The 20,871-nt window shown below is 63.1% G+C and carries 11 protein-coding genes; 3 read left to right on the top strand and 8 right to left on the bottom strand.

The genetic code is table 11. The features are described 5' to 3' along the window. Positions 1 to 151: 151 nt before the first annotated feature. The 3 genes from DFO58_RS09940 to DFO58_RS09930 form a co-directional block, all read right to left on the bottom strand. The gene (locus DFO58_RS09940; protein ID WP_052772328.1) at positions 152 to 1,291 is read right to left on the bottom strand and encodes a DUF1972 domain-containing protein; all 1,140 of its coding nucleotides are present in this window, start codon (positions 1,289 to 1,291) and stop codon (positions 152 to 154) included. A 93-nt stretch (positions 1,292 to 1,384) separates the two neighbouring features. After that, positions 1,385 to 1,873 carry an adenylyltransferase/cytidyltransferase family protein gene (locus DFO58_RS09935; protein ID WP_120990477.1) on the bottom strand — a complete coding sequence of 163 codons (489 nt, stop codon included), beginning with the start codon at positions 1,871 to 1,873 and terminating at the stop codon, positions 1,385 to 1,387. Positions 1,874 to 2,263: 390 nt separating this feature from the next. Continuing rightward, positions 2,264 to 4,420 (bottom strand): helix-turn-helix transcriptional regulator, encoded by a 2,157-nt coding sequence (locus DFO58_RS09930; RefSeq protein WP_286163548.1) that lies wholly within the window; start codon positions 4,418 to 4,420, stop codon positions 2,264 to 2,266. Positions 4,421 to 4,974: 554 nt separating this feature from the next. Here DFO58_RS09930 and DFO58_RS09925 point away from each other — a divergent pair. Next, positions 4,975 to 10,698 (top strand): DUF4082 domain-containing protein, encoded by a 5,724-nt coding sequence (locus DFO58_RS09925; RefSeq protein ID WP_183043151.1) that lies wholly within the window; start codon positions 4,975 to 4,977, stop codon positions 10,696 to 10,698. Positions 10,699 to 10,823: 125 nt separating this feature from the next. On the opposite strand, the gene DFO58_RS09920 is transcribed toward DFO58_RS09925, so the two are convergent. Genes DFO58_RS09920 through DFO58_RS09910 form a run of 3 tightly spaced genes read right to left on the bottom strand, consistent with a single transcriptional unit; the run spans position 10,824 to position 13,897 of the window. Further along, complete coding sequence (locus tag DFO58_RS09920) at positions 10,824 to 11,855, bottom strand: hypothetical protein (RefSeq protein WP_120990471.1); 1,032 nt, start codon at positions 11,853 to 11,855, stop codon at positions 10,824 to 10,826. Next, complete coding sequence (locus tag DFO58_RS09915) at positions 11,855 to 13,171, bottom strand: MFS transporter (RefSeq protein ID WP_286163547.1); 1,317 nt, start codon at positions 13,169 to 13,171, stop codon at positions 11,855 to 11,857. Before DFO58_RS09915 ends, DFO58_RS09920 begins: the two co-directional genes overlap by 1 nt. 3 nt (positions 13,172 to 13,174) lie before the next feature. After that, complete coding sequence (locus tag DFO58_RS09910; RefSeq protein ID WP_147407243.1) at positions 13,175 to 13,897, bottom strand: hypothetical protein; 723 nt, start codon at positions 13,895 to 13,897, stop codon at positions 13,175 to 13,177. A gap of 272 nt (positions 13,898 to 14,169) precedes the next feature. Between DFO58_RS09910 and DFO58_RS09905 the strand changes: the two genes are divergently transcribed. Continuing rightward, positions 14,170 to 14,757, top strand: a complete 588-nt coding sequence (locus DFO58_RS09905) for an acyltransferase (protein WP_053797901.1) — start codon at positions 14,170 to 14,172, stop codon at positions 14,755 to 14,757. A 96-nt stretch (positions 14,758 to 14,853) separates the two neighbouring features. After that, positions 14,854 to 17,535, top strand: coding sequence for a WecB/TagA/CpsF family glycosyltransferase (locus DFO58_RS09900; RefSeq protein WP_120990465.1), 2,682 nt, complete (start codon positions 14,854 to 14,856; stop codon positions 17,533 to 17,535). A gap of 491 nt (positions 17,536 to 18,026) precedes the next feature. Here the strand turns inward: DFO58_RS09900 and DFO58_RS09895 are convergent, their stop codons facing one another. Together DFO58_RS09895 and DFO58_RS09890 are read right to left on the bottom strand one after the other, a co-directional pair. Then, positions 18,027 to 20,057 (bottom strand): O-antigen ligase family protein, encoded by a 2,031-nt coding sequence (locus DFO58_RS09895; protein ID WP_120990463.1) that lies wholly within the window; start codon positions 20,055 to 20,057, stop codon positions 18,027 to 18,029. Then, positions 20,044 to 20,850: a hypothetical protein gene (locus tag DFO58_RS09890; RefSeq protein ID WP_147407242.1), complete on the bottom strand. Its 807-nt coding sequence runs from the start codon at positions 20,848 to 20,850 to the stop codon at positions 20,044 to 20,046. The genes DFO58_RS09895 and DFO58_RS09890 overlap by 14 nt, the downstream gene beginning before the upstream one ends. Between the last annotated feature and the right edge of the window lie 21 nt (positions 20,851 to 20,871).

The following is a 20,871-nucleotide window of genomic DNA, read 5'->3' as shown; positions in this document are numbered from 1 at the left end:
CGCAGAATCCGTGCCTGCACTGGGCGGTGGCACGGATTTCTGTATGGAGTATCCCCTACCTTAGGTATTCCAGAATCTTTTGGCACGAGTAAACCCGCAGTAGGCATACTCGAAAATTCAAGTAGTTAGACCGTATGCACGGTACGCACCGCTAGGCCGCGCGAATGTGCTTGACCTCGGCATTTTCCTGCTGCCGGCGCGTCTGGCGCGGATCTTCCACCAGGTCCCGGCACAGCTGTTCGTATCCGTCGGTGACAAGCTCCCAGTCATAGCGTGCAGCTTCGGCTTCGGTGGCCTTGCGCAGGCGGTGCAGCTGCACCGGATCCTGCTCCAGCTCGGTGAAAAGTTCTGCGGCGTGGCCAGCATCGGTGAAGAACCTGCCCGCGGCCCCGGCAACTTCCCGGTTGAAGGACACATCGAACCCTGCCACCGCCGTGCCCGAGCCGAGCGCGCGCAGCAGCGAGGGGTTGGTGCCGCCGACCGAATGGCCGTGCCAGTACACGTAGGCATTGGCATACAGCTCGTTGAGCAGCTCCTGGTCCCAGACGCCACCGAGGAAACGCACCGATTCCGAGGCCTGGGCTTTCACCCGCGCGGTGTATTCATCCGCATAAGGGCTGGACCCCACAACCACCAGCGGCATGGTGCTGCCGGAGCGCCGGTGGCCCTCCACGATCATCTCCACGTGGTTTTCAGGCTCGAACCGTGCCACCACCAGGTGGTAGCCCCGTGGCTTGAGATCCACGGCTGCAAGCCTGCGGTGACCCACTGCACGGCAGTCCGGGGCGCCGTAGGCAATCAGGTACGACTCCGCGGAGAACTTCTCGGTGTAGTAGTCGGCGATGCCCTGGGCATCGGAGATCAACGCCTTGGACCACTTCACCGCCAGGCTCTCGCAGATCCGGTAGTAGCGCTTTCCGACGCCGCCCCATTTGGCGCGTTTCCATTCAAGGCCGTCCACGTGCGTGGCCGCCGGGATGCGAGCCGCCTTCAAAATCGGAAGCCAGACGGCATTCGCCGCGTTGAATACCAGCGCCGCGTCGGTCCGATGCGCCGCCAGGTGAACGGCCGACAGCCCTGAATGGGTCAGCGTTTCTAGCGACTTGGTATGCAAGGCGGGAAGGTGCACCAGTTCCATGCCGAGGTAGCTCTCCTGCCGCTCGACTTTCGCACTGGTGTCGCGGCAGTAGACCACAACTTCATGGCCGCGCTCAACCAGCCGCTTTCCGACCTCTTCGATGGCCGTTTCAAATCCTCCATAGGTCGCCGGTACCCCGCGCGTACCCATCATTGCTATCCGCATGAGTTCCCCCTCATCTCCCCTTTCGGCTGTTGCTTTCGCTTACCGGCGCCCACCGTACAGAGGCGGGAGCCGTTTTCCTTCCTATTGCGAAGCTGCCTCCGATTCCTTGGCGGATGCGCTGTCCAGGGACTGCAACGCGCGGCGCAGCAGACTTGAGGAGGTGTGGACCGTGTACGGAAAGTACTGGATCTGCACACCGACTTCGGCGAATCGGCGCTCCAGGTCACGGCCCTTGGCGGTGCCCTTCCAATCGTCGCCCTTGAAGAACACGGTGAAGCCGAGCTCTTTCCATGTCTCAAGACGGTCTTCGTTGGTTTCGAGCACAGCACGGTCGACAATGCTCAGGTTCTTGACGATTTCCAGTCGTTCATATTCCGGAATGATCGGGCGCGCACCCTTGGTGCGCTCCAGCACGTCGTCGCTGACCACGCCGATAATGAGTTCATCGCAGTGTTCCCGCGCCTGCTTGATCAGGTTCAGGTGGCCAATGTGGAACAAATCGAATGCTCCAACTGCGTAGCCAATGCTGCCTTTGTTGTTCCCCCGTGGTTCATGTCCGGCTCGACCCATCGGTTTCGTCCCCTTCTTCCCCTGCTTCGCTGCCCGCGGCATCTTGCGATTCCGCCAGCCCCCAAGAAGCTCTTTTGACCAGTCAAAGTCCTAATGAAGGGTTCACACCCGGTATAAACCGAGTGCCAAGTAGTAAGAAGCGAGGTCAGCCGGTTGCTATCCGAGCCAACGATTCCCCTACGCCGTCTACTACTTAGATCTTCATGTTGCCGGCAGCGAACTCCCAACAACAATCCCCCAAAGAACGTATTCATCTGTAGATAAATCATCAGATGAAATTTGTATCAGTCTAGTCAGCGCAGGCCCCCGAGAGAGCCAGGTCTGATACCCAAATTTGGGAATACTCGAAACCAAGTAATTATTGGGTACCCGGGACAGGTGGGAAGAAAATTAGGAATCGAGCACTATGCGAGTGAGCTCGTCACGAGTGTCGATGTCCAGCTTTCGAAATGCACGGTACAGATGGCCTTCAACCGTCCGGCGGGAAAGATACAACTCATCCGCAATTTCCCGGTTGTTCGCACCCTGCTGCGCTAGTCGGGCGATTTGCCGCTCGCGAACGGTCAAGACCGCAGGGGCGACCGGGGGTTCGGGAGTTCGGAGGCCCGATATTTCCGACAGGTCCCGCTCAATCTGCTGCAGGCCGCCTGCGACACGCGGATCCATGGCAATGTCGCCCCGCGGGCCGGGACCCGCGAACGGATTGTTGACCAAGAGGTACGCGGCGAATCGATGTCCCCGTTCATAGAGATCCTTGACTTCCTCGAATTCGACGGGAAGTTCCGGATTCATGAAGCCAAGCACTGCACCCAAAGTCCATTTCCACGGGCAGTCCACTTGCTGTTCAAGGAGTTGCAGTTGCGCGAGCGTCTCGTCCCTGGGGCGGATCCTGCGGTTGGCTATTGCGGCCGACAGTGCCTGGAACCACAACGGGTGGGCAACCCCAGCAACGTCGCCGTTGAGGCTCTGGCCGGCGAGCGCCTTCAAGTCGGCATTAACGGCGTGGTCATGGGCCTCGTCTGCGTGATGGCTGCTCAGGGAATCGGCGAGGAAAACTGCAACCGGATACAGTCCCAGCGAGTCGTTGCCTGCGAACTCGCTGGCCGCCTCGCATGCGGCGCTGTGGGCGGCCCTGAAATTTCCAGCCGAATTATGCACGACGGCGGCACAAAGCGACAGCGTGGCGCCATTAAGTTCGCTCCATAGCGGCGGGGCGTTGCGAACTACCCGTTCCAGGAATTCTTCGGCTTGTGGCGGCCCGTCGATGGTCATGAGCGCCAAAAGGCCGTAAATCGTTGAACGCAAGCGCGGGTACCAGCGCCCGGGATGCCCGGTGGACCAGCGGCTCAGCTGCAGGGCAGACTCAGCCGCGGCGTCAAGGTTCATGGCGGAGAAGGATTCATTAATTGAGGCAAGGAGCCTTGCGGGTTTCTCGTCGCCCAGCGGTGCGGGGCGGTAGTCGCCAACCATTTCCCGGGCTGCCTGGATCAGGAGCATAGCGCCTGATTCGCGGTTCGGGCCGGCTTGCTGCTTGAGCACCTGCTCGTAATTGCCCCGGTCCAGGGCCCGGGCGATGGAGCCCGAATCCGCAGGAAGGTTATTGTCGACAGCAGGTGCCTGGAGCTCCTTGGCGCTGGATTCGCGCTCGGCCAGCAACTGGATGAGCACGTCGGCAGTTGCCGAGATGCTCCCCTGGTCCGCGCGCAGATATCCGCTGTTCAGCAGCCGCGCGAGCTGCACCGGCTCCGGCAAGGAGTCCACGTCGATGGACTGCGTAGGGCTGGTCGCGATGCGTTGCAGCAGCGAGGAAAGTTCCGGATCCATCCTTCCAATCAGGTCGCCCAGCACCAGTCTCAGGTTTTCCGTCGGTTCGCAGCGCAGCAGGTGCGCGGCCCACGGGCCGGTTTCCGCAGGTGGACTGCAGCGGAGCAGTTCGGGGGTGATGGCCTCGACCAAGGCGGGGATTCCCCCCGACAGGCGCAGGACAAGGCGTGCAGTTGAAACCGTGACCTCGCGCTGCGCGAGCCGGGACACGCGTTGCCGCACCTGGTTCAATTCCAGGGGCCCCAGGACTATGACGTTGTCCGGGGCTTCGGACAAGAGCACCTCGTTGACTTCAGCATTCCAGTCCAGACGGGTTGAGAGCACCACCAGTTGGAGCTTGTGCATCGAAGCCACGGTCATCAGGACATAAGCGCTGGCGGGATCCAGGTACTGCCCATCCTGCACCACCAGCAGCTGTCGGCTTGTCTCATTCGCCAGGTGAAGGCTCAGCAGCCTCGCCGCATGGGGAATGGTGATGGAGGCACCCTTGGACAGCTGCAGCAGCTCCGCCAGCGCGCCTAGCGGTTCATTCATCCCCGCCGGGTCGCATTTCAGCATTGCCGGCTGCTCACCGGGATGAGTGATCCGCATGGTCTGGGTCAGGAGCTCGAATTTCCCCATGCCCGGCGAACCGAGGATCAGCACGGTCGGGCAGCCTGGTGTCGCCAAAAACGTCGCAAGCTGGTCCGACGGCTGGCCCAGGGCGAACATCGGCTCAGGCATTTTCGGCACCTCGCGGTCTTTGTCCGCGTAGTGCCGCATACTGTTGCGAAGCACAACTAATGATGAAGGGGATTTTGGAATAAGTGGTCGATTCAGCGATCATTATTCCCCTCTGGTGCGAGCCCATGTACCGGCGTCTGGAAGATTCGCCGTCTAAGAACCAACAATATTTCATTGGTGTTCCATATGGGCACAATAGAGACGAGACCCATGCCCGCCTCGGCGGGCTGCCGAGCTGCAGGAGTCGGGCAAGAAAACCCGATTCGGGCTTCGACCTGTGCAATTCCGATTCCGCGTGCCAATGGACATTTCCTTTACGACGCAAAATTCATACTCAGTAATTTCTCGATTCTCGAAATCGCGTACTTTAAGTGTTGTATTTAGCCGTATGCTGGGCTTGCCCCGGAGAATTTGTTGTTTCGGCGGCATCCACGCTCGCGCGTCGACAGACGCATCATTGGGGGGATGAAATGGGCTTCGTCATGGGGATGACACGCCGCTTTATAAAGACACTCAGCCGGACAGCGAGGATCGCCGCGACGGCTTTTTCTGCTGTGGCACTGGTCGCCGTCGGCTTGACGGCGGTTCCCGCGGTTGCGGTGACACCCGGTTGTGGCCCGGACGCCAACGCCATCGTCTGCGAGAACTCCAAACCGGGGACGTCCTTCGAAGAATGGGACATCGACGGCGCCGGGGACGACTCCATCCAGGGATTCGCCACAGACATCAGCGTCAACGTAGGCCAGCGAGTCGATTTCAAGATCGACACGGATGCGTACGCCTACACCATCGACATCTACCGCACCGGCTGGTACCAGGGACTGGGCGCCCGCAAGATCACCTCCATCCAGCCCAGCGCGCAGCTGCCGCAGCACCAACCCGAATGCCTCAGCGACGTCACCACGGAGCTGATCGACTGCGGCACCTGGGCGGTTTCCGCGTCGTGGAACGTTCCCGCGGACGCCGTCTCCGGCGTCTATCTGGCCAAGCTGACCCGCACGGACACCGGCGGATCCAGCCACATCACCTTCATCGTGCGCAACGAGGCGAGCACCTCCGATGTGCTGGTGCAGACCTCCGACCCCACCTGGCACGCGTATAACCTGTACGGCGGCTCGGATTTCTACTCCGGGGCGGACAACGGCCGAGCCTTCAAGCTCAGCTACAACCGGCCATTCGCCACCCGGTCGGGAGTGGAGGCCCGCGACTTCTACTTCGGCGCGGAATACCCGTTGGTGCGCTTCCTGGAGCGCAACGGCTACAACGTCAGCTACTTCTCCGGAGTCGACACTGACCGGCACGGGGAGCTGCTGAAGAACCACAAGGTCTTCGTCTCCGTGGGACACGACGAATATTGGTCAGGCCAGCAGCGCAAGAACGTCGAGGACGCCCGGGACGCGGGCGTCAACCTGCAGTTCCTGACCGGCAACGAAGTCTACTGGCGCACCCGCTACGAGAAGTCGCCAACTGATCAGAAGGACTACCGCACCCTGGTCACCTACAAGGAAACCTGGGGAAACAACAAGATCGATCCGGCCACCGAATGGACCGGAACCTGGCGCGACCCGCGCTTCGCCTCGACCGCCAACGGCGGCGGACTTCCGGAAAACGGATTGACCGGCACCGCCTACGTGGTCAACAGCGGGGATTTGCCCGTGACGGTGAATGCCGAAGAAGGCAAGATGCGCTTGTGGCGCGATACGCCGCTGAATGCCCAAAGCCCGGGCAGCAAAACAGAACTTGCCCCGCACACCGTGGGCTACGAATCAAATGAAGATCTGCCCAACGGCTTCCGTCCGCCGGGATTGATCCACCTGTCCACCACCACCGGACCGGTGCCCGAATACCTGCAGGACTTCGGCAATACCGTGGCCGCAGGCAATACCACCCACCACACGACCATGTACCGCGCCGCCAGCGGTGCGCTGGTCTTCTCCACCGGCTCCGTGCAGTGGTCCTGGGGCTTGGACCAGTGGCATGACGGCAATGGCGCACCGGCGGATGCCCGCATGCAGCAGGCCCAGGTGAATCTGCTGGCGGACATGGATTCGATGCCGACCACGCTGATGAGCGGGCTGGTTATGCCCACCGCTGCCAAGGACACCACCGCGCCCACGGTCAACGTGACCACCGCACCCACCGGCTCGGTGCGCAACGGCGAGAAGATCACCGTCAAGGGCACCGCCAGCGACACCGGAGGCCGTGTCGCCGCGGTCGAGTATTCATTCGATGGCGGAACCACCTGGAAGGCCGCCCAGGGAACGAGCAGCTGGAGCTTCACCGCAGTCCAGGAAGGCAGCGGCGACGAGCAGCTGCTGGTGCGTGCGGTGGACGACTCAGCGAACTATCCGCAGCAGGGCACCGCGGTGCCGCTGCAGATCACCGGCCCCTACAGCGTCTTCGGCCAACGGGTTCCGGCCACCGCGGATGCCGGCGACTCGGCGGCAGTGGAACTGGGCCTGCGCTTCACCGCGCAGACCGACGGATACGTGACCGGGGTGCGCTTCTACAAGTCCAAGGCCAACACCGGCACGCACACCGGAACGCTGTGGTCGCTGAACGGCACCGAACTGGCCACCGTGACTTTCTCCAACGAATCTGCCGAAGGCTGGCAGACCGCGAGCTTCGCCAAGCCCGTGGAAGCCCGTGCCGGAGACGAGTTCGTGGTCTCCTACTACGCGCCGAACGGGCACTACTCTGCCGTCAGCCAGGACTTCGCCTACCGCGGATCCGAAGCGAACCCGATCGGCGCCGCCGGGGGCTTCGGGGTCCCTTCCGCAGGCCTGTTCGCCAGCGGTGCAGGGTTCCCCACGCGGGACTGGGACCGGGCGAACTACTTCGTCGACGCGGTCTTCGAGACCGGGGAGTCCATCAGCCTCAGCGCCTACGGCCACTCCCCGACCAACACCGCGCGCAGCGTCCCGACCACCACGCCCATCGGGGTGACCCTGTCCAAGAAGGTGGATCCCGGGTCGGTCCAGATCACGCTGAAGGACGGCTCCAATACGGCAGTCCAGGGCGGCACTTCCTATGACGCGGCCACGCGCAAAGCGGTCTTCACCCCGCAGGCGGAACTGGCCAAGGGCACCACCTACACGGCCCAGATCAGTGCCACCGATACCACCGGCAACCCGGTGAGCGGCGGCGGCACCTGGAGCTTCACCACGGTGCTTGGCACGCCGGCGGATCCCAACGACTGCCCGTGCGGGCTGTACCCGGATGCGGAAGTTCCCGCCGTGCCGGCAGTCAATGACGGCCGGCCGGTCACCCTGGGCACCCGCTTCTCCGCCACCGAAGACGGACAGCTGCTCGGGCTGGAATTCTACCGCAGCCCTGGTGAAACCGGCGCGCACACCGGATGGCTGTACTCCGCCACAGGGCAGCAGCTCGCCGCGGCCACCTTCCCGGATGATTCGGCCGTCGGCTGGCAGTACGCCGCTTTCGACGCCCCGGTGGCCATCTCCGCGAATACCGAGTATGTGGCGGCCTACCGCAGCAACGGCATCTATCCGGTCTCCCCCGGCGCTTTGGGCAGCGCCACGCAGGTCGGTCCGCTGCGCACCAGCGCTTCGGCCGGGCATTACACCTACAGCGACCAGTTCCCCAACTCGATGGTCTCCAGCAGCTACCTGGTGGACGTCCGTTTCCAACCGCAGGGCAAGCCCGTCAGCCTCGGCGAGCGGTCCCCGGCCAGCGGCGTCTTCGACGCCCCGGTGGACTCGCAGATCTCCGCGACCTTCAGCCAGCCGCTTCAGTCCGGGGCGCAGTTGGAAATCACCGCCGGAAGCAATGCCATCACCGGAACCACGGCGGTGTCGGAGGATGCGAAGAAACTGACCTTCACCCCGGCCACGCCGCTGCCCGCGGCGAGCGTCATCACCGTCACGCCGAAAAACATCTCCGGTGTGGATACCGTTGCGGCGCAAATCCCCGCCTGGACCTTCCGCACCGCGGGAGGCAATGAGCAGCTGCGCACCTTCCTGGGCACCCAGGAACCGGCAAACCTCGATCCGTCGGATTCCGCGGCGGCCGAGCTCGGCATCAGGCTCACCAGCAGCCAGGACATCGAGATCCAGGCACTGCGCTACTACCAGGGCCCGCTGGGATACGGCGAGCACACCGGCAGCGTGTGGGACGCACAGGGCAACCTGCTGGGCACCGCCCGCTTCCCCGCCACCACCGCCCAGGGATGGCAGACCGCGTTCCTGAGCACCCCGGTCGTCCTGGCCGCCGGCGCCGAGTTCACGGTCTCCTACCAGGCGCCCAAGGGCGGGTACGTCTTCACCGGAGCGGACTTCGCCAATGGCAAGACCGACGGCATCTTGTCGCTGAAGGGCTCCAACGGCATTTTCAACTACGGGGCCGGAAGCATGCCAAGCAGTTCCTGGAACAACAGCAACTACTTCGCAGACCTGGTCTACCGAAGCCTCTCCGGCTCCGGGGAGCCCACCGAGTCGCCGGCGCCGAGCAGCTCGGCGCCGAGCGACCTGAAGGTCATCTCCCGCAGTCCCGAAGCTCAGGCTTCGTCGGTCGAGACCACCTCGCCGGTGACCGCCACGTTCAACCGTGCGGTGTCCGAGGGATCGGCACTTTCGCTGAAGCAGGACGGCACGCCCGTGGACGGAGCCTCGACGCTGAATGCGCAGCGCACCACGCTGACCTTCACCCCGCAGGCTCCGTTGCAGGCGGACACCATCTATACGGTGGAATTCTCCATCAGCGGGGAGCCGGAAGGCTTCGCCAACCCGTCCTCCTACTCTTTCCGGACCGCCGCGGCACCGGAAGATCCAGCGGACTGCCCGTGCGGGCTGTTCGGCAACACCGAGACGCCGACCGTCCCGGCAATTGCCGACGGCACGCCGGTAACCCTGGGCACCCGGTTCTCCTCCGATGTCGAAGGCAAGCTGACCGGGCTTGAGTTCTACCGGAGCATCGGGGAAACCGGCACTCACACCGGCACGCTGTACACGACCTCGGGCGAGGTGCTGGCAACCGTCCAGTTCCCGGACAGCAACGTCTCCGGCTGGCAGTACGCCGCCTTCGAAACGCCGGTGCAGATCCAGCCGAACAACGACTACGTGGCCGCCTACCGCAGCAACGGCATCTATCCGGCCACCCCGGGCAAGTTCGCCGCGGCCACGCAGACCGGGCATCTGAAGACCGGCATCGGCGCCGGCCACTACACCTATGGCACCGGTTATCCGGCCACCACGGTGACCACCAGCTACCTGGTGGATGTCAGGTTCGTCCCGAAGGCCGCGCCGGTCACCGTCACCGAACGCACCCCGGAAGCCGGAGCCGCGAACATCGCCCTGGACAGCACGCTGAGCGCAACCTTCAGCCAGCCCTTGGAAAGCGGAGCCACGCTGAAGGTCAGCGGCCCGGACGGCGAAATCCAGGGGAGCTCACTGTTGGGCCAGCAAGGCACCCGGGTGACGTTCACCCCGGCCGCCGCCCTGCCGGAAAGCAGCGTGCTGACCGTGACCCCGCAGGATATCCGCGGAGTCGATTCCGGCGCGGCGGCCATTGCGCCATGGACCGTCCACACAGCCGGGGCGGATATCCAGCTGGATTCCTTCCTGGGCGATCAGGTCCCGCAGACGCTGGATCCGCAGGATACCGGCGAGGTTGAACTCGGAATGCGCTTGGAGGCCTCCGAGGACCTGTCGGTCCATGCCATCCGCTACTACCGCGGCAGCACCGGATCCGGGGCGTCCAGCGGAAGCCTGTGGGACTCCCAGGGCAACCTGTTGGCCACCACTGCCTTCGGGCCGGCTGCGACCCCGGGCTGGTATACCGCGTACCTGAGCACACCGGTAACGATCCGTTCAGGTGAACAGTTCACGGTCTCCTACCACGCACCCAACGGCGGATACGTCGTCACCGGTGCGGACTTCGCCAGCGGCAAGAGCAACGCGGCACTGAGCTTGTCGGGCAGCAATGGGTTGTACGCCTATGGCTCCGGTAGCAGGCCGACCAGCTCCTGGAACAACAGCAACTACTTCGCGGACCTGTTGTATTCAGTCGTTCAAGCACCAGCAGCCAGGAAAACCGCGGGCGACACGGCCCCTGCGGTGCAGGCCCCCGGTACGCCAGCCGAATCCCCCGCACCGGATAGAATGAAGCCATCCGAGGCCTCCCCTCCATCCGAGACAGGGCAGCCATCGGAAACGGCCGCTCCCACTGCTGACGCCAGTGAAACACCTGCCCCGACGCCAAGCGACACGGGCAACGCTGCGCAGCAGCCCTCCAGGCCGCCTGAAGCTTCAGAGCAGTAGCAGGAACCGCAGACGCAAGTACACGGGCGCCAGCGCCCAGACACCGAAAAACATGCGTGGCCGGGGAGAATCAGCTCTCCCCGGCCACGCATTCTTTTGTTCCGGGTACCCGGGCCGCCGCCGGGCTAGCCGGCTGCTCGCACGACCGATGGCGACCACGCGTGCTCGATGAGGACCTCGGGTTCTGCCTCCGCGCGGGCATCAATGACGTAGATATCGCTGTCGCCGACTTCGCCGGCGCGCGGAACACCGAAGAGCAGCCTGTCGTTGTCCAGCCATTCAAGCTGGTCGTCGAAACCGTCACGCAAACCGATGATCGTTTCCTTGCCGTTTTTCACATCAAGCACCGCGATATCCCAGTGCACCTTCGCACCCGAGCCGGTGCGTTTCTTGTAGGCGACGCGGCTCCGGTCCGGGGATACCGAGGGGCACTCGGCGTTCTCGATCACCGAGGTCAAAGCCTTGGCGGAGAAACTCCCCTTCATCAGCCAGGTTTTGCCTCCGGAGGCGACGGTCACGTAGAACTCGTCTTCGGAGACGAAGCTGACGCCCCAAACGTTGCGATCCACGGCAGTGAGCTCTTCGTCGTCGACCGTCATGGTGAAGTCTTCAAGGTTTCCATAACCGGTACCGTCGGCCCGGGTCACCGTGGTTTCGGTGGAAAAGCTCCCGGCCGCGTAGGAATGACCTGTCACGAATGACGTGGTCGCCACCAGCCCGCCGTCAGAAATACGGGTGCGGCTCGGGATGCCCGGAAGCGGCAGGGTTTCAACAAGATTTCCCTCAGCGTCGAGCACGTCGTTCTCGAAGGTCGTGGGAATCCCGCGGCGCGTCTTCATGCATGACACCAGCCCCGCGCGCTCGGCCACCCGGTCGCAGGAGATCGCCGTCAAGGCACGCTGGCCTGACGGCGCATTCAGGGCAACGGCGGCCATTGAACCGTAGCCCTCGCCCGGGGCGGTATTGCGGAAAACGATGCGGTCACCTTCCGGCATGGAATCGCGCAGTGCAGCCGCCGAGGCGCCGCTTGTGCGTTCCTGGTAGCGCTGGAAGGCCTGCACGCTGTAGACGCCGGCAGCACCGAGCACCAGCACCGCAATGACTATCAGGACCAATGTCCTCTTTTTTCCTAGGCCCTTGGGCTCCGTATCGCTCATCAGTTCTCTTCAGCTGGCTGGGAGGATTTTCCGAGCAAAAGATACCAAGCCAGCGGGACCGCGAGCAAAAGCAGGGCCGCGACGCCGAACAGTGCGAGGTTCGCCCCGATCAGCACCCACAGCACGCCGAAGCCCGTGGCGGACAGCAAGCGGGCAACGGCCACCACAGTCTGCGCAGCGCCGATGCCGGTGGATACCGACCCTTCAGGCGAGAGCTGGCCAGCCAAGGCCGCCAGCACGCCGTCGGTCGCCGCGTAGAATAGCCCGAGGGCTGCCAACGCCGAAACGATGAAGATCAGTGATCCGCCCCCGCTGGCGCACAGGTACGCGAGAGCCAGGGCGAGATGGCCCAGGACGAAAACTGCGGCCCGGGAGGTCCGGTCAGCGAGCTTGCCCAGCGGGATCGCGAGCAGCAAGAAGACCAGATTCGAACCGACGAACAGCAGCGGGAACCAGAAGTAGTCCATCGTTCCGTGCGCCATCAGCGCCAGGTACACGAAGCCGTCGCCGACCGTCAGCAAGCCGAGCAAGCCCGCGGCGCACAACATCCTGCCCATCCGCCCGCGTGACAGCATCCGCAGCATCGGCTTGAACTTCAGCGCCCGGATGCTCCGTCCCGGCTCCTCGGCCGGCTCGGCCTGCGCGGTCCGGGCCTGCGCCGCAAACAGCGGCTTCGCTCCCAACTTGCGATTGGGCACTACCAGCACGAGTACCGCAACACCGAGAATCGCCACGGCCAAGGAAAGCACGAAGATCGCCCGGTATCCGTCCGGCACCAGAAGCAGGACGACAAACGCCAGCATCGGACCCACTGTGGCTCCAATGGTGTCCAGCAACCGGTGCAAGCCGAAGGAACGCGCCAAATGCTCGGGCTGGGAGGCCTGCTGGATCATTGCATCGCGCGGTGCCGTGCGGATCCCCTTGCCCACGCGGTCCACGCCGATCACCGCCGCAATGCCGGCGAAACCCGTGGCAAACAGCAGACCGATACGCGCCACCATTGACAGCCCGTAACCTGCGACAGCTACCGGTTTGGGCCGGCTGGTCTGGTCCGCGGCGTAACCGGCGGCGATGCGGACCAGCGCGCTGGCCGACTGGTTCAGGCCTTCGAAAAATCCATAGGCAATCATGGACAGTCCCAGTGCACCGGTGATGTACATGGGAAGGATGGCGGCGACGGATTCCGAGGAGATGTCCGTCAGCATGCTCACGATGCCCAGGGCAATGACCGTAGGAGAGGCCTTGAACGCCACTTGGGCGGCCCGCGAGGTGTTGGACGCCTTATTGCTTCTCCAATCCGAGAGGCTCAGGTACATTCCCTAGTCCTCGACCTTGAAGACGCCGGCGGCATTGATTTCGGTCAGTCCTGTGGGCAGCTGATGCAGCGTCACCGTGGCGGTATCTTGTCCGAATCCTGCCTGCAACCGGGTGCTCCCGTCAGCGTCGGCACTGGTGCTCGCCGGCCACTGGAGATCCTTGAAGTGCGCCTCGTAGAACGCGAGGACGTCCTCTACGCTCTGCTTGCTTCGCCCCTGCACTCCAACCATGACCATCGAGGACTGGGCCTCAACCGAAGATCGTTCTATTGTCGTGGATGAAGGCAAAGGCATGGCACCTTTGGGAAATCCCTTGGTCAGCTTGCCCTCCGCCGTTGCCGACTTCGGGACCTTCGTCAGTGCCGGCTTGCGCGGTTCAGCACTCGGCATCGCGCTGGCAGTTTTCTCGGGATCTTCAGGCAGTTCAAGACGCTCGTCGGTTTGAGTCGGCTGAGGATTCCAGCTCGGACGCGTCGCCTTAACCTCTGCCGACGTATCTTCGGGCCGTGAAGGTTTCGTGTCGCCTGACGCCGATTGTTTCGCCGAGGACTCCGTCGTCGATTCGACGTCCTCGGACGGTAAAGCCGCGCCCTCGGCGGCGTTGTTAGATTGTTGTCCGGCCGCCGATGGCGCCTCAGGGCGTCCCATCCAGTCAAGTGTCAGGGCGACCGCAAAAAGGATTGCCGCCAAAGACAGAATTACAGCAATCAAAGACTTGAATTTCATTTTCTCCCCCATGGATACCCCGATCCCCCACGAATGCGGAATATCACCACAACAAGACTAGAACGCATCCTGCCCCGGTGTCGCGCGTGGCAGCGCAGCATGACACTCGATTACTACTTGCAAGTACGCTAATCCCACCTAGTTGCCAGATTCTTCAACGATTTACATTGAGAAAGTTGAGCGCTGAACCTATCCTCGGAAACTAGAGGCGTCCGACACCGCACTTGCTGGGCGCCCATGGCTAATACGGAGCCATTCTTGGGGGAAATTACATGGTACATATTGAAAACACCGCTGATGTTTCGGCGGGGGCACGTATCGGTGCCGACGCACGCATTTGGCATTTGGCGCAGGTCCGCGAGGGGGCAGAAATCGGTGCCGGCTGCAACATCGGTCGAGGCGCCTACATTGGCCCGGATGTCGTCCTAGGGAAGAACTGCAAAATCCAGAACTACGCATTGGTCTATGAACCGGCGCGTCTTGAAGATGGTGTGTTCATCGGGCCCGCGGCAGTGCTCACCAACGACCTGTATCCGCGCGCCATCAACACCGACGGTTCACTGAAAGACGGTTCGGATTGGCATGCAGTCGGCGTCACCTTGCGCGAGGGGGCGTCCGTCGGCGCCCGCGCGGTGTGTGTCGCACCTGTCGAAATCGGTGCCTGGGCCATGGTCGCCGCCGGCGCCGTCGTCAACAAGGATGTTCCAGCCCATGCGCTGATGGTCGGCGTTCCCGCCAAGCAGATCGGCTGGGTAGGAAAATCAGGCCATCGTCTCGTCCGCGATAGCGACGAGTGGCTCTGTCCCGCTACCGGCGAGCGCTACCGTGTCGACAACGAGCAGCTCGCCCTCATCGGCTGAATAAGCCGCGCCTTTCACATCTACGTCGTACCAGCCCCTGACGACTGCAGCGAAGTACTGCGACCGCGCCCTGGCTGGAATTGCAAGGAGTCAAAAGTGTACTCAACTCACCAAAAAATCAGCCTCGGCGGCATCGTCGTCGATCTGATGGACCAGCAGGACGCGGTCAAACAGATCATCGACCACGCACTGGCGTCGCAGGAATCAGTCGGTCCGCTCTCCGTGGTGTCGGCGAACCTGGACCACATCGTGCAGTTCGGCAATGACAGCCGGTGGCGCGGGGTGCTGGGCGATTCGACAAATATCACCCGGCCGCTGCGTCCAGGCAACGACCCGGTGCACGACGACGCGAAGCGCGGCATGCACTGGCTGACATTGCTCGACGGCGCCCCATTGGTGGCCCAAGCCAATCAGATCACCCAGCAGTCATGGCCCCGTCTGGCCGGCAGCGACCTGATCGGCCCGCTCCTCGACGCCGCCGAGCAGGAGGACCTCTCCGTGGGGTTCTTAGGAGGCCAGCCACACGTGCAGCAGCAACTGGCCGCGACGCTGCCGGCGGACAGGCCGCGGCTGAGAGTTTCGGGATTCTGGGCTCCATCACGGGCCGATGTCGAAAACCCGCAGGCGTCATTCGAGCTGGCCGAGCAAATCCGCCAGTCGCAGACCGACATCCTGGTGGTGGGCTTGGGCAAGCCGCGCCAGGAGCTATGGATGGCCAGCTACGGGGCGCTGACCGGAGCCAAGGTTCTGCTGGCATTCGGTGCCGTGGTGGATTTCCTGGCCGGCGTCGTCAAGCGATCTCCAGCCTGGGTCAGCGACAACGGACTGGAGTGGGCATGGCGCCTGAGCCTGGAACCACGCCGGCTGGCACAGCGATACCTGGTCAATGACCCTCCCGGGCTGCTCCGAATTCGCCGTGAACGCGCCTACCTCACGGGACGAATCGAGCCCCGCGAAATCGAGAATCTTCCGCAAGTCCTTGAGCGGCTGCAGACCACGCCGGGCGAGTTCTGTTCCGCTCCGGAGCATGCTGAGGTCAGCATCCTGGTGGTGACTTACAACAACGCCGATTCGATCCAGGATCTGCTCGAAAGCCTGCGCAGCGAGGCCCAGAACATGCATCTGCGGGTGGTAGTCTCCGACAACGGCTCCACGGACGATACCGTCGAGATTCTCAGGCGGCATCCGGATGTGCTGGTGCTGGAGAACCGCGCCAACCTCGGTTATGCCGGTGGCATCAACATGGCCCGCACACTGGTGGGCGACTGCGATGCCGTGCTGGTGCTCAATCCAGACCTGACCGTATCCCCCGGTGCCATCGCCGCATTGACCGCGCGGATGCGCCGCTCGGGCGCTGGGATCGTGGTGCCCAAGCTCTTGGAATCGGACGGGACGACCTATGTGTCCCTGCGCCGCGAACCGAATTTGACGCGGTCGCTGGGCGACGCGCTGTTCGGGGCCAGGCTTTCGTCCAGGCCGGGATGGACTACGGAGATCGAGTTCGATTCGGAAAGCTACGCCCATCCCCACCAGGTCGATTGGGCCACGGGCGCGGCACTGCTGATCGATGCGAAGCTCGAACAACAGCTCGGTTCATGGGACGAGCAGTTCTTCCTGTACTCGGAGGAGACGGATTACTTCCACCGCGCACGCTCGGCAGGGGCGAGAATCTGGTATGAGCCGGCGGCGGTGATGACCCACCAGATGGGCGGTTCGGGTTCCTCCCTGGAGCTTAACGCGCTCATGGCGGTGAATCGGGTGCGTTATGCGCGCAAGCACGGCACTGCGCGCTATGCGGCGGCCTTTCATGCGCTAGTGGCCCTGCATCATGCCGCGCGGCTTAATAAGCCGGCGCATCGGGGTCTGTTCGCACGGATCGCGGATGAGAAGTCCTGGCATGGCCTGCCCAGCGGAACGCAGCCGGTCGACGGCGGGGCCAACTTCCCCCACGGGGCGGTGATCATCCCGGCCCACAACGAAGCCAGGGTCATAGCCCGCACCTTGACCCCGCTGGCACCGCTGGCAGCGGCAGGCACGATCGACGTCATCGTGGCCTGCAATGGCTGCACCGATAACACGGCGGATGTCGCGCGCAGCTTCGCCGGTGTGCGAGTGCTTGAATCGTCCATCCCGTCCAAGGTCGCGGCGCTGAATCTGGCCGACGAGTCCACCGATGTTTTCCCACGGCTGTACCTGGACGCAGACATCACGTTGACGGTGTCGGCGTTGCGCATGACCTTCGAGCGCCTGAACCAGCCGGGGGCGCTGACGGCCCGTCCTGCGTTCGAATACGACACCAGCGGCGCCACATGGCCGGTTCGTTCTTTCTACCGGGCGCGCCGCCGGCTGCCGTCGACCAACAAGGCGTTGTGGGGTGCGGGGGCATATGCCATGAGCGCTTCGGGACGCGCGCGGTTCAAGCAGTTTCCGGAGTTCACGGGCGATGACCTCTTCGTCGATCTCCAATTCGGAACCGGGGAAAAAGACATCGTACCGAGCATTCCGGTCAAGGTCGTCACGCCGCGTACGCTCCACGCCCTGATGGGCATCCTCCAACGCAACTATCGAGGGCAGACTGAAATCACAGGGCAGGCAGCCGCCCCCTCGGGAACGTCCACGAAGCAGACCGCCATTGAACTGGCCCGTTCCATTGCAGGTCCGGGTTCAGCGTTGGATGCTGCGGTGTACGCGGGGCTGGTGCTCTCGGCCCGGCTCAAGAATCGACGGGCCAAATCCGAAAAGACGACGTGGGAACGCGATGAGACAAGCCGCAGCTGAGGCCGACCACCATAGCCGGCAGGACGAGGAGGAAAGGCTCTGATCCGTAGCCGGTCCCTGACCAGGGAGCCGTTTCGAGAATTCACGGTGAATTCTCGAAACAGCTCCCGGGTTAGACGCGTTCCAGGCGAAAACGTCCGTAGAACGCGCGGGGATCCCCCGGGTTTGGCGGAACCGGGAAGGGCTTCGCCTTGCTGAAGCGAAACCATCCCTGCATGGTGCCGGGAGCGTCGCTGAGCCTTTCCCGGGCGAACTCAGGCTTCTTTCGCTGTCGAACTCCACTGGCTCCCACGGAGCTGGCCACGAAGGCAGAAATACGGCGGGAAACTTCACGTGTGACCCCGTCGTCTCCCACACCGACCTGTTGTCCGCTCTCTCATGCTTCAGGTTCGGCCGGCCACCTTGGACCATAGCATTTTCCCGCTGGCCACGACAGGTTCTGCAGACGAGCTTCTGCTGCGGTCGCGTGGTGGCATTCAATCCCGCTCGGGCTAGCTGCGCGCAGCTTCCGGTGCCGGGCGTGACTTCGCGCGGTGTCGGGACACGGCACGAATGAGTGCATCCGCCACCTGTGTTGCGACGACTGATGCAGCAATCCCCAAAATTCCCAAGGTCGCCAACGCGTATTTGGTTCGCACATTGATGTAGCCCACCGGTACGGTGGTTGCCACCCTGTCGGTGGTGATCTGGGAGCTCTTCCACACGCCGATGCTATCTTGCGGATTTTTGGACAGCCGACTAATTTCCTTGGAAATTTCATCCGCCCTCCGCAGGGCCTCGTCGGGGTTCTCCTTGACGATTTCCACGGTGATTTGCGCCTTGTTGAAATTGGACTGCCACTGCCCGCCTGAACTCGGCAGGTAAACGGCCTCCAGGTCGCGGATGCCGACTCCGTACAACGCTGCACGTACCGGGCGCACGTCGGGCACGTTGTGGGTATCTGCGTACATCCGCTGGACCATGGCCGCATAGTGCACGGTTGACGAGGCTTCGGTGCGCAGCGCGTTGTCCTTGGTTGCCCCGTCGGGCGCCTGGAAGATCACGTCGAAACTCGTGTAGTACACACCGCTGCTTTGCCGAATCCCGATTCCCACCGGCACAAGACAGGCCACGACCAGCACAGCCGCGTACCAGCGCTTGAAATAGGTGCGGGCCACCCGCTGGATGCCGCCAGCTTCCATGGATTCTTCATGGGGCTTCGGGTTTTTCTCCTGGCGCACGCTCCAGGCAACGTTCCAGTACGCACCGCACAGGCCAACGGTGAGGCTGAGCACTCCGAGTGCCTGCGGAAAATGGAAAGAGTCGAAGAACGCGCTGAGCATCGCTCCGGCCAGTGTCGCGGCCCCCAAGGCCGGGCCAAGGGCCTTGATCAGCGGATCGTCGAGCTTTTTCGGCCACAGGGCGCAACCTGCCGACACCAGAATCAGCGCCAAGAATGCGGCCAGACCGATCAAACCGATCTCAATCATCAGGCCAATGTACTGGTTATCGAAGATCCGGTAGTCGGCAGTCATGGTTCCCAGCCCGCGGCCGATCCACGGCGAGACTTGCAGGTACGCGCCGATGGAGGAATAGCTGGCGGTTCGCGAATCGATGCTCGGGTCTGATCCGGAAAACATGCCCATGATGGTTCCTGCGAGACCCGGAACGGCAACGTAGAGCACCACGGCGCCCACCAGCATCACCAGCAGGGCAGTTTTCCTGATGCGCGGCGCCCAGGTGGGAACCAGGATCGCCATGACGACCACGACCCCCAGCAAGGCGGAGCGCGTCACCGAAAGCACTGCCGCCAAGGCGATGAAGGCTGTCGGAAGCCACCGGCGAATCCAATGGCGGCTCGTGCCATACATCGCCAGCGTCAGCGCGATAGGCAACGTGACGGTGATCACCGACGCGTATTCCAAAGTGTGTCTGGCGGTGGCTTCAGGCCTGACAAAATCTCCGCGTGAGTCCACCCCGCCGCTGCCTGAGGATCCGAGCCCCGGAATGTCGATATCCGAAACGAAGTTCTCCCCTGTCACGAACTGGATTAACCCGAGCAGGGCGTAGAGACCGCCAGCCCAAGCTACGCGGTTCAGCAATACCAGAAACCGCTCGCGGTCGCGAAGTCCGTCGTTCATGACCAGCACGACCCCGGCGAACCCCGCCATTTTCAGCAGGTTCATTGTTGCCGCGTTGCTATCGACGAATGGCAGTGCCAGCTGGGCCGAGGCGATGTAGCTCGCCAAGACGCAGCCGGCGAAGAGCACCAGCGCAATGCGCACCGGTTGGATGACGTGGCCGCGCAGGCGCAGCCCCCGCAGATGGTGCCATACCCACCAGAGCAGCATGCCCATGGCAAACAGGCCGGCCGGAGAACCGGCGGCTCCCAGCTGGGCAATACCCCGGTCGGAGGGAATCGCCACCAGCAGGAAAAGGTAGACGCTCAGAACCGTCGCCGCGTCGGGCGCGTGCAGGGGCTTCGGAGTGAATTCCCTCAGCCGCTGCCTGAACGTCGAGGGCTCGGCTTCACGAACGGACACGAACGTCGGCTTCGTTGAGTTCGTCGATCAGTCCGGAGGACGGGGGTCCGTTGGGCCGAAGCTCTGCCTCGGGAGCGCGCTGGATCGGAGCCTGCACGGACTCGTCATCGGCCGGCTCGTCCGTCGGATCTGAGGGCGGCGTTGCCGTGCGGTTCTTCCTCGACTGCCGCGCTAGTTTGCGCGCCGAGCCGCGCTCCTTGCGTCCGGTCAGCAGGCGATCCAGCAGGCCAGTCAGCAGCAACGAGGCGCTGGCTCCTCCGACGAACACGACGGCCGTCATCTGGATCTGGCGCTTTCTCACCGCCGTGGGTTCAAGATCCTTGGAAAGCTCCATCGAGGTGATAAGCGAGGGCACGGGAACTTTCTGCTCCTGCTGCAACGACGTCAATGTCTGGGGTACCAGCGCAACGGTTTCATCGAGCAGCGCCATGGTCTGCTCGGCCGTCGGTCCGCTGACCTTGATGGCGGCGATGGGCCCGGAGGTCGAGACGTCCTTGCTCACCAGCACCTCTGAATCCTGGTACTTTTCGGTCAATGTCTCCAGAACATCGGGGGATGCCATCTTGACCTGCAGCACACCCAGGGCTTGATCCAACCCGCCAAGATATAGGTAGGGGTTGTCACCGACCATAACTGCAACTTTGGGAGGGATCAGCACAGCGCTGGCGTTCGCTTCATAGGTTGGTTGAATGGTCGTATACGCCATGAACGTCGCGGCCAAGGTGGCAACCAGGCCGAAAACCAAAAAATACCAACGCCTCAGGCAGCTGTACAAAAGGTCGCGCAGAAACATTATTCCCCCATATTTGCGTGT

The organism is Arthrobacter sp. AG1021, assembly GCF_003633665.1.
Classification (GTDB): Bacteria; Actinomycetota; Actinomycetes; order Actinomycetales; family Micrococcaceae; genus Glutamicibacter; species Glutamicibacter soli.
Note: the sequence above shows the minus strand (reverse complement) of the source record. Positions and strands in the feature narration are given on the sequence as shown.

What these genes read in the sequence shown, in the direction of transcription:
- DFO58_RS09940 (WP_052772328.1), bottom strand. Translation starts at nt 1,291, where the DNA reads ATGATGGGTACGCGCGGGGTACCGGCGACCTATGGAGGATTTGAAACG.
- DFO58_RS09935 (WP_120990477.1), bottom strand. Translation starts at nt 1,873, where the DNA reads ATGGGTCGAGCCGGACATGAACCACGGGGGAACAACAAAGGCAGCATT.
- DFO58_RS09930 (WP_286163548.1), bottom strand. Translation starts at nt 4,420, where the DNA reads ATGCCTGAGCCGATGTTCGCCCTGGGCCAGCCGTCGGACCAGCTTGCG.
- DFO58_RS09920 (WP_120990471.1), bottom strand. Translation starts at nt 11,855, where the DNA reads ATGAGCGATACGGAGCCCAAGGGCCTAGGAAAAAAGAGGACATTGGTC.
- DFO58_RS09915 (WP_286163547.1), bottom strand. Translation starts at nt 13,171, where the DNA reads ATGTACCTGAGCCTCTCGGATTGGAGAAGCAATAAGGCGTCCAACACC.
- DFO58_RS09910 (WP_147407243.1), bottom strand. Translation starts at nt 13,897, where the DNA reads ATGAAATTCAAGTCTTTGATTGCTGTAATTCTGTCTTTGGCGGCAATC.
- DFO58_RS09905 (WP_053797901.1), top strand. Translation starts at nt 14,170, where the DNA reads ATGGTACATATTGAAAACACCGCTGATGTTTCGGCGGGGGCACGTATC.
- DFO58_RS09890 (WP_147407242.1), bottom strand. Translation starts at nt 20,850, where the DNA reads ATGTTTCTGCGCGACCTTTTGTACAGCTGCCTGAGGCGTTGGTATTTT.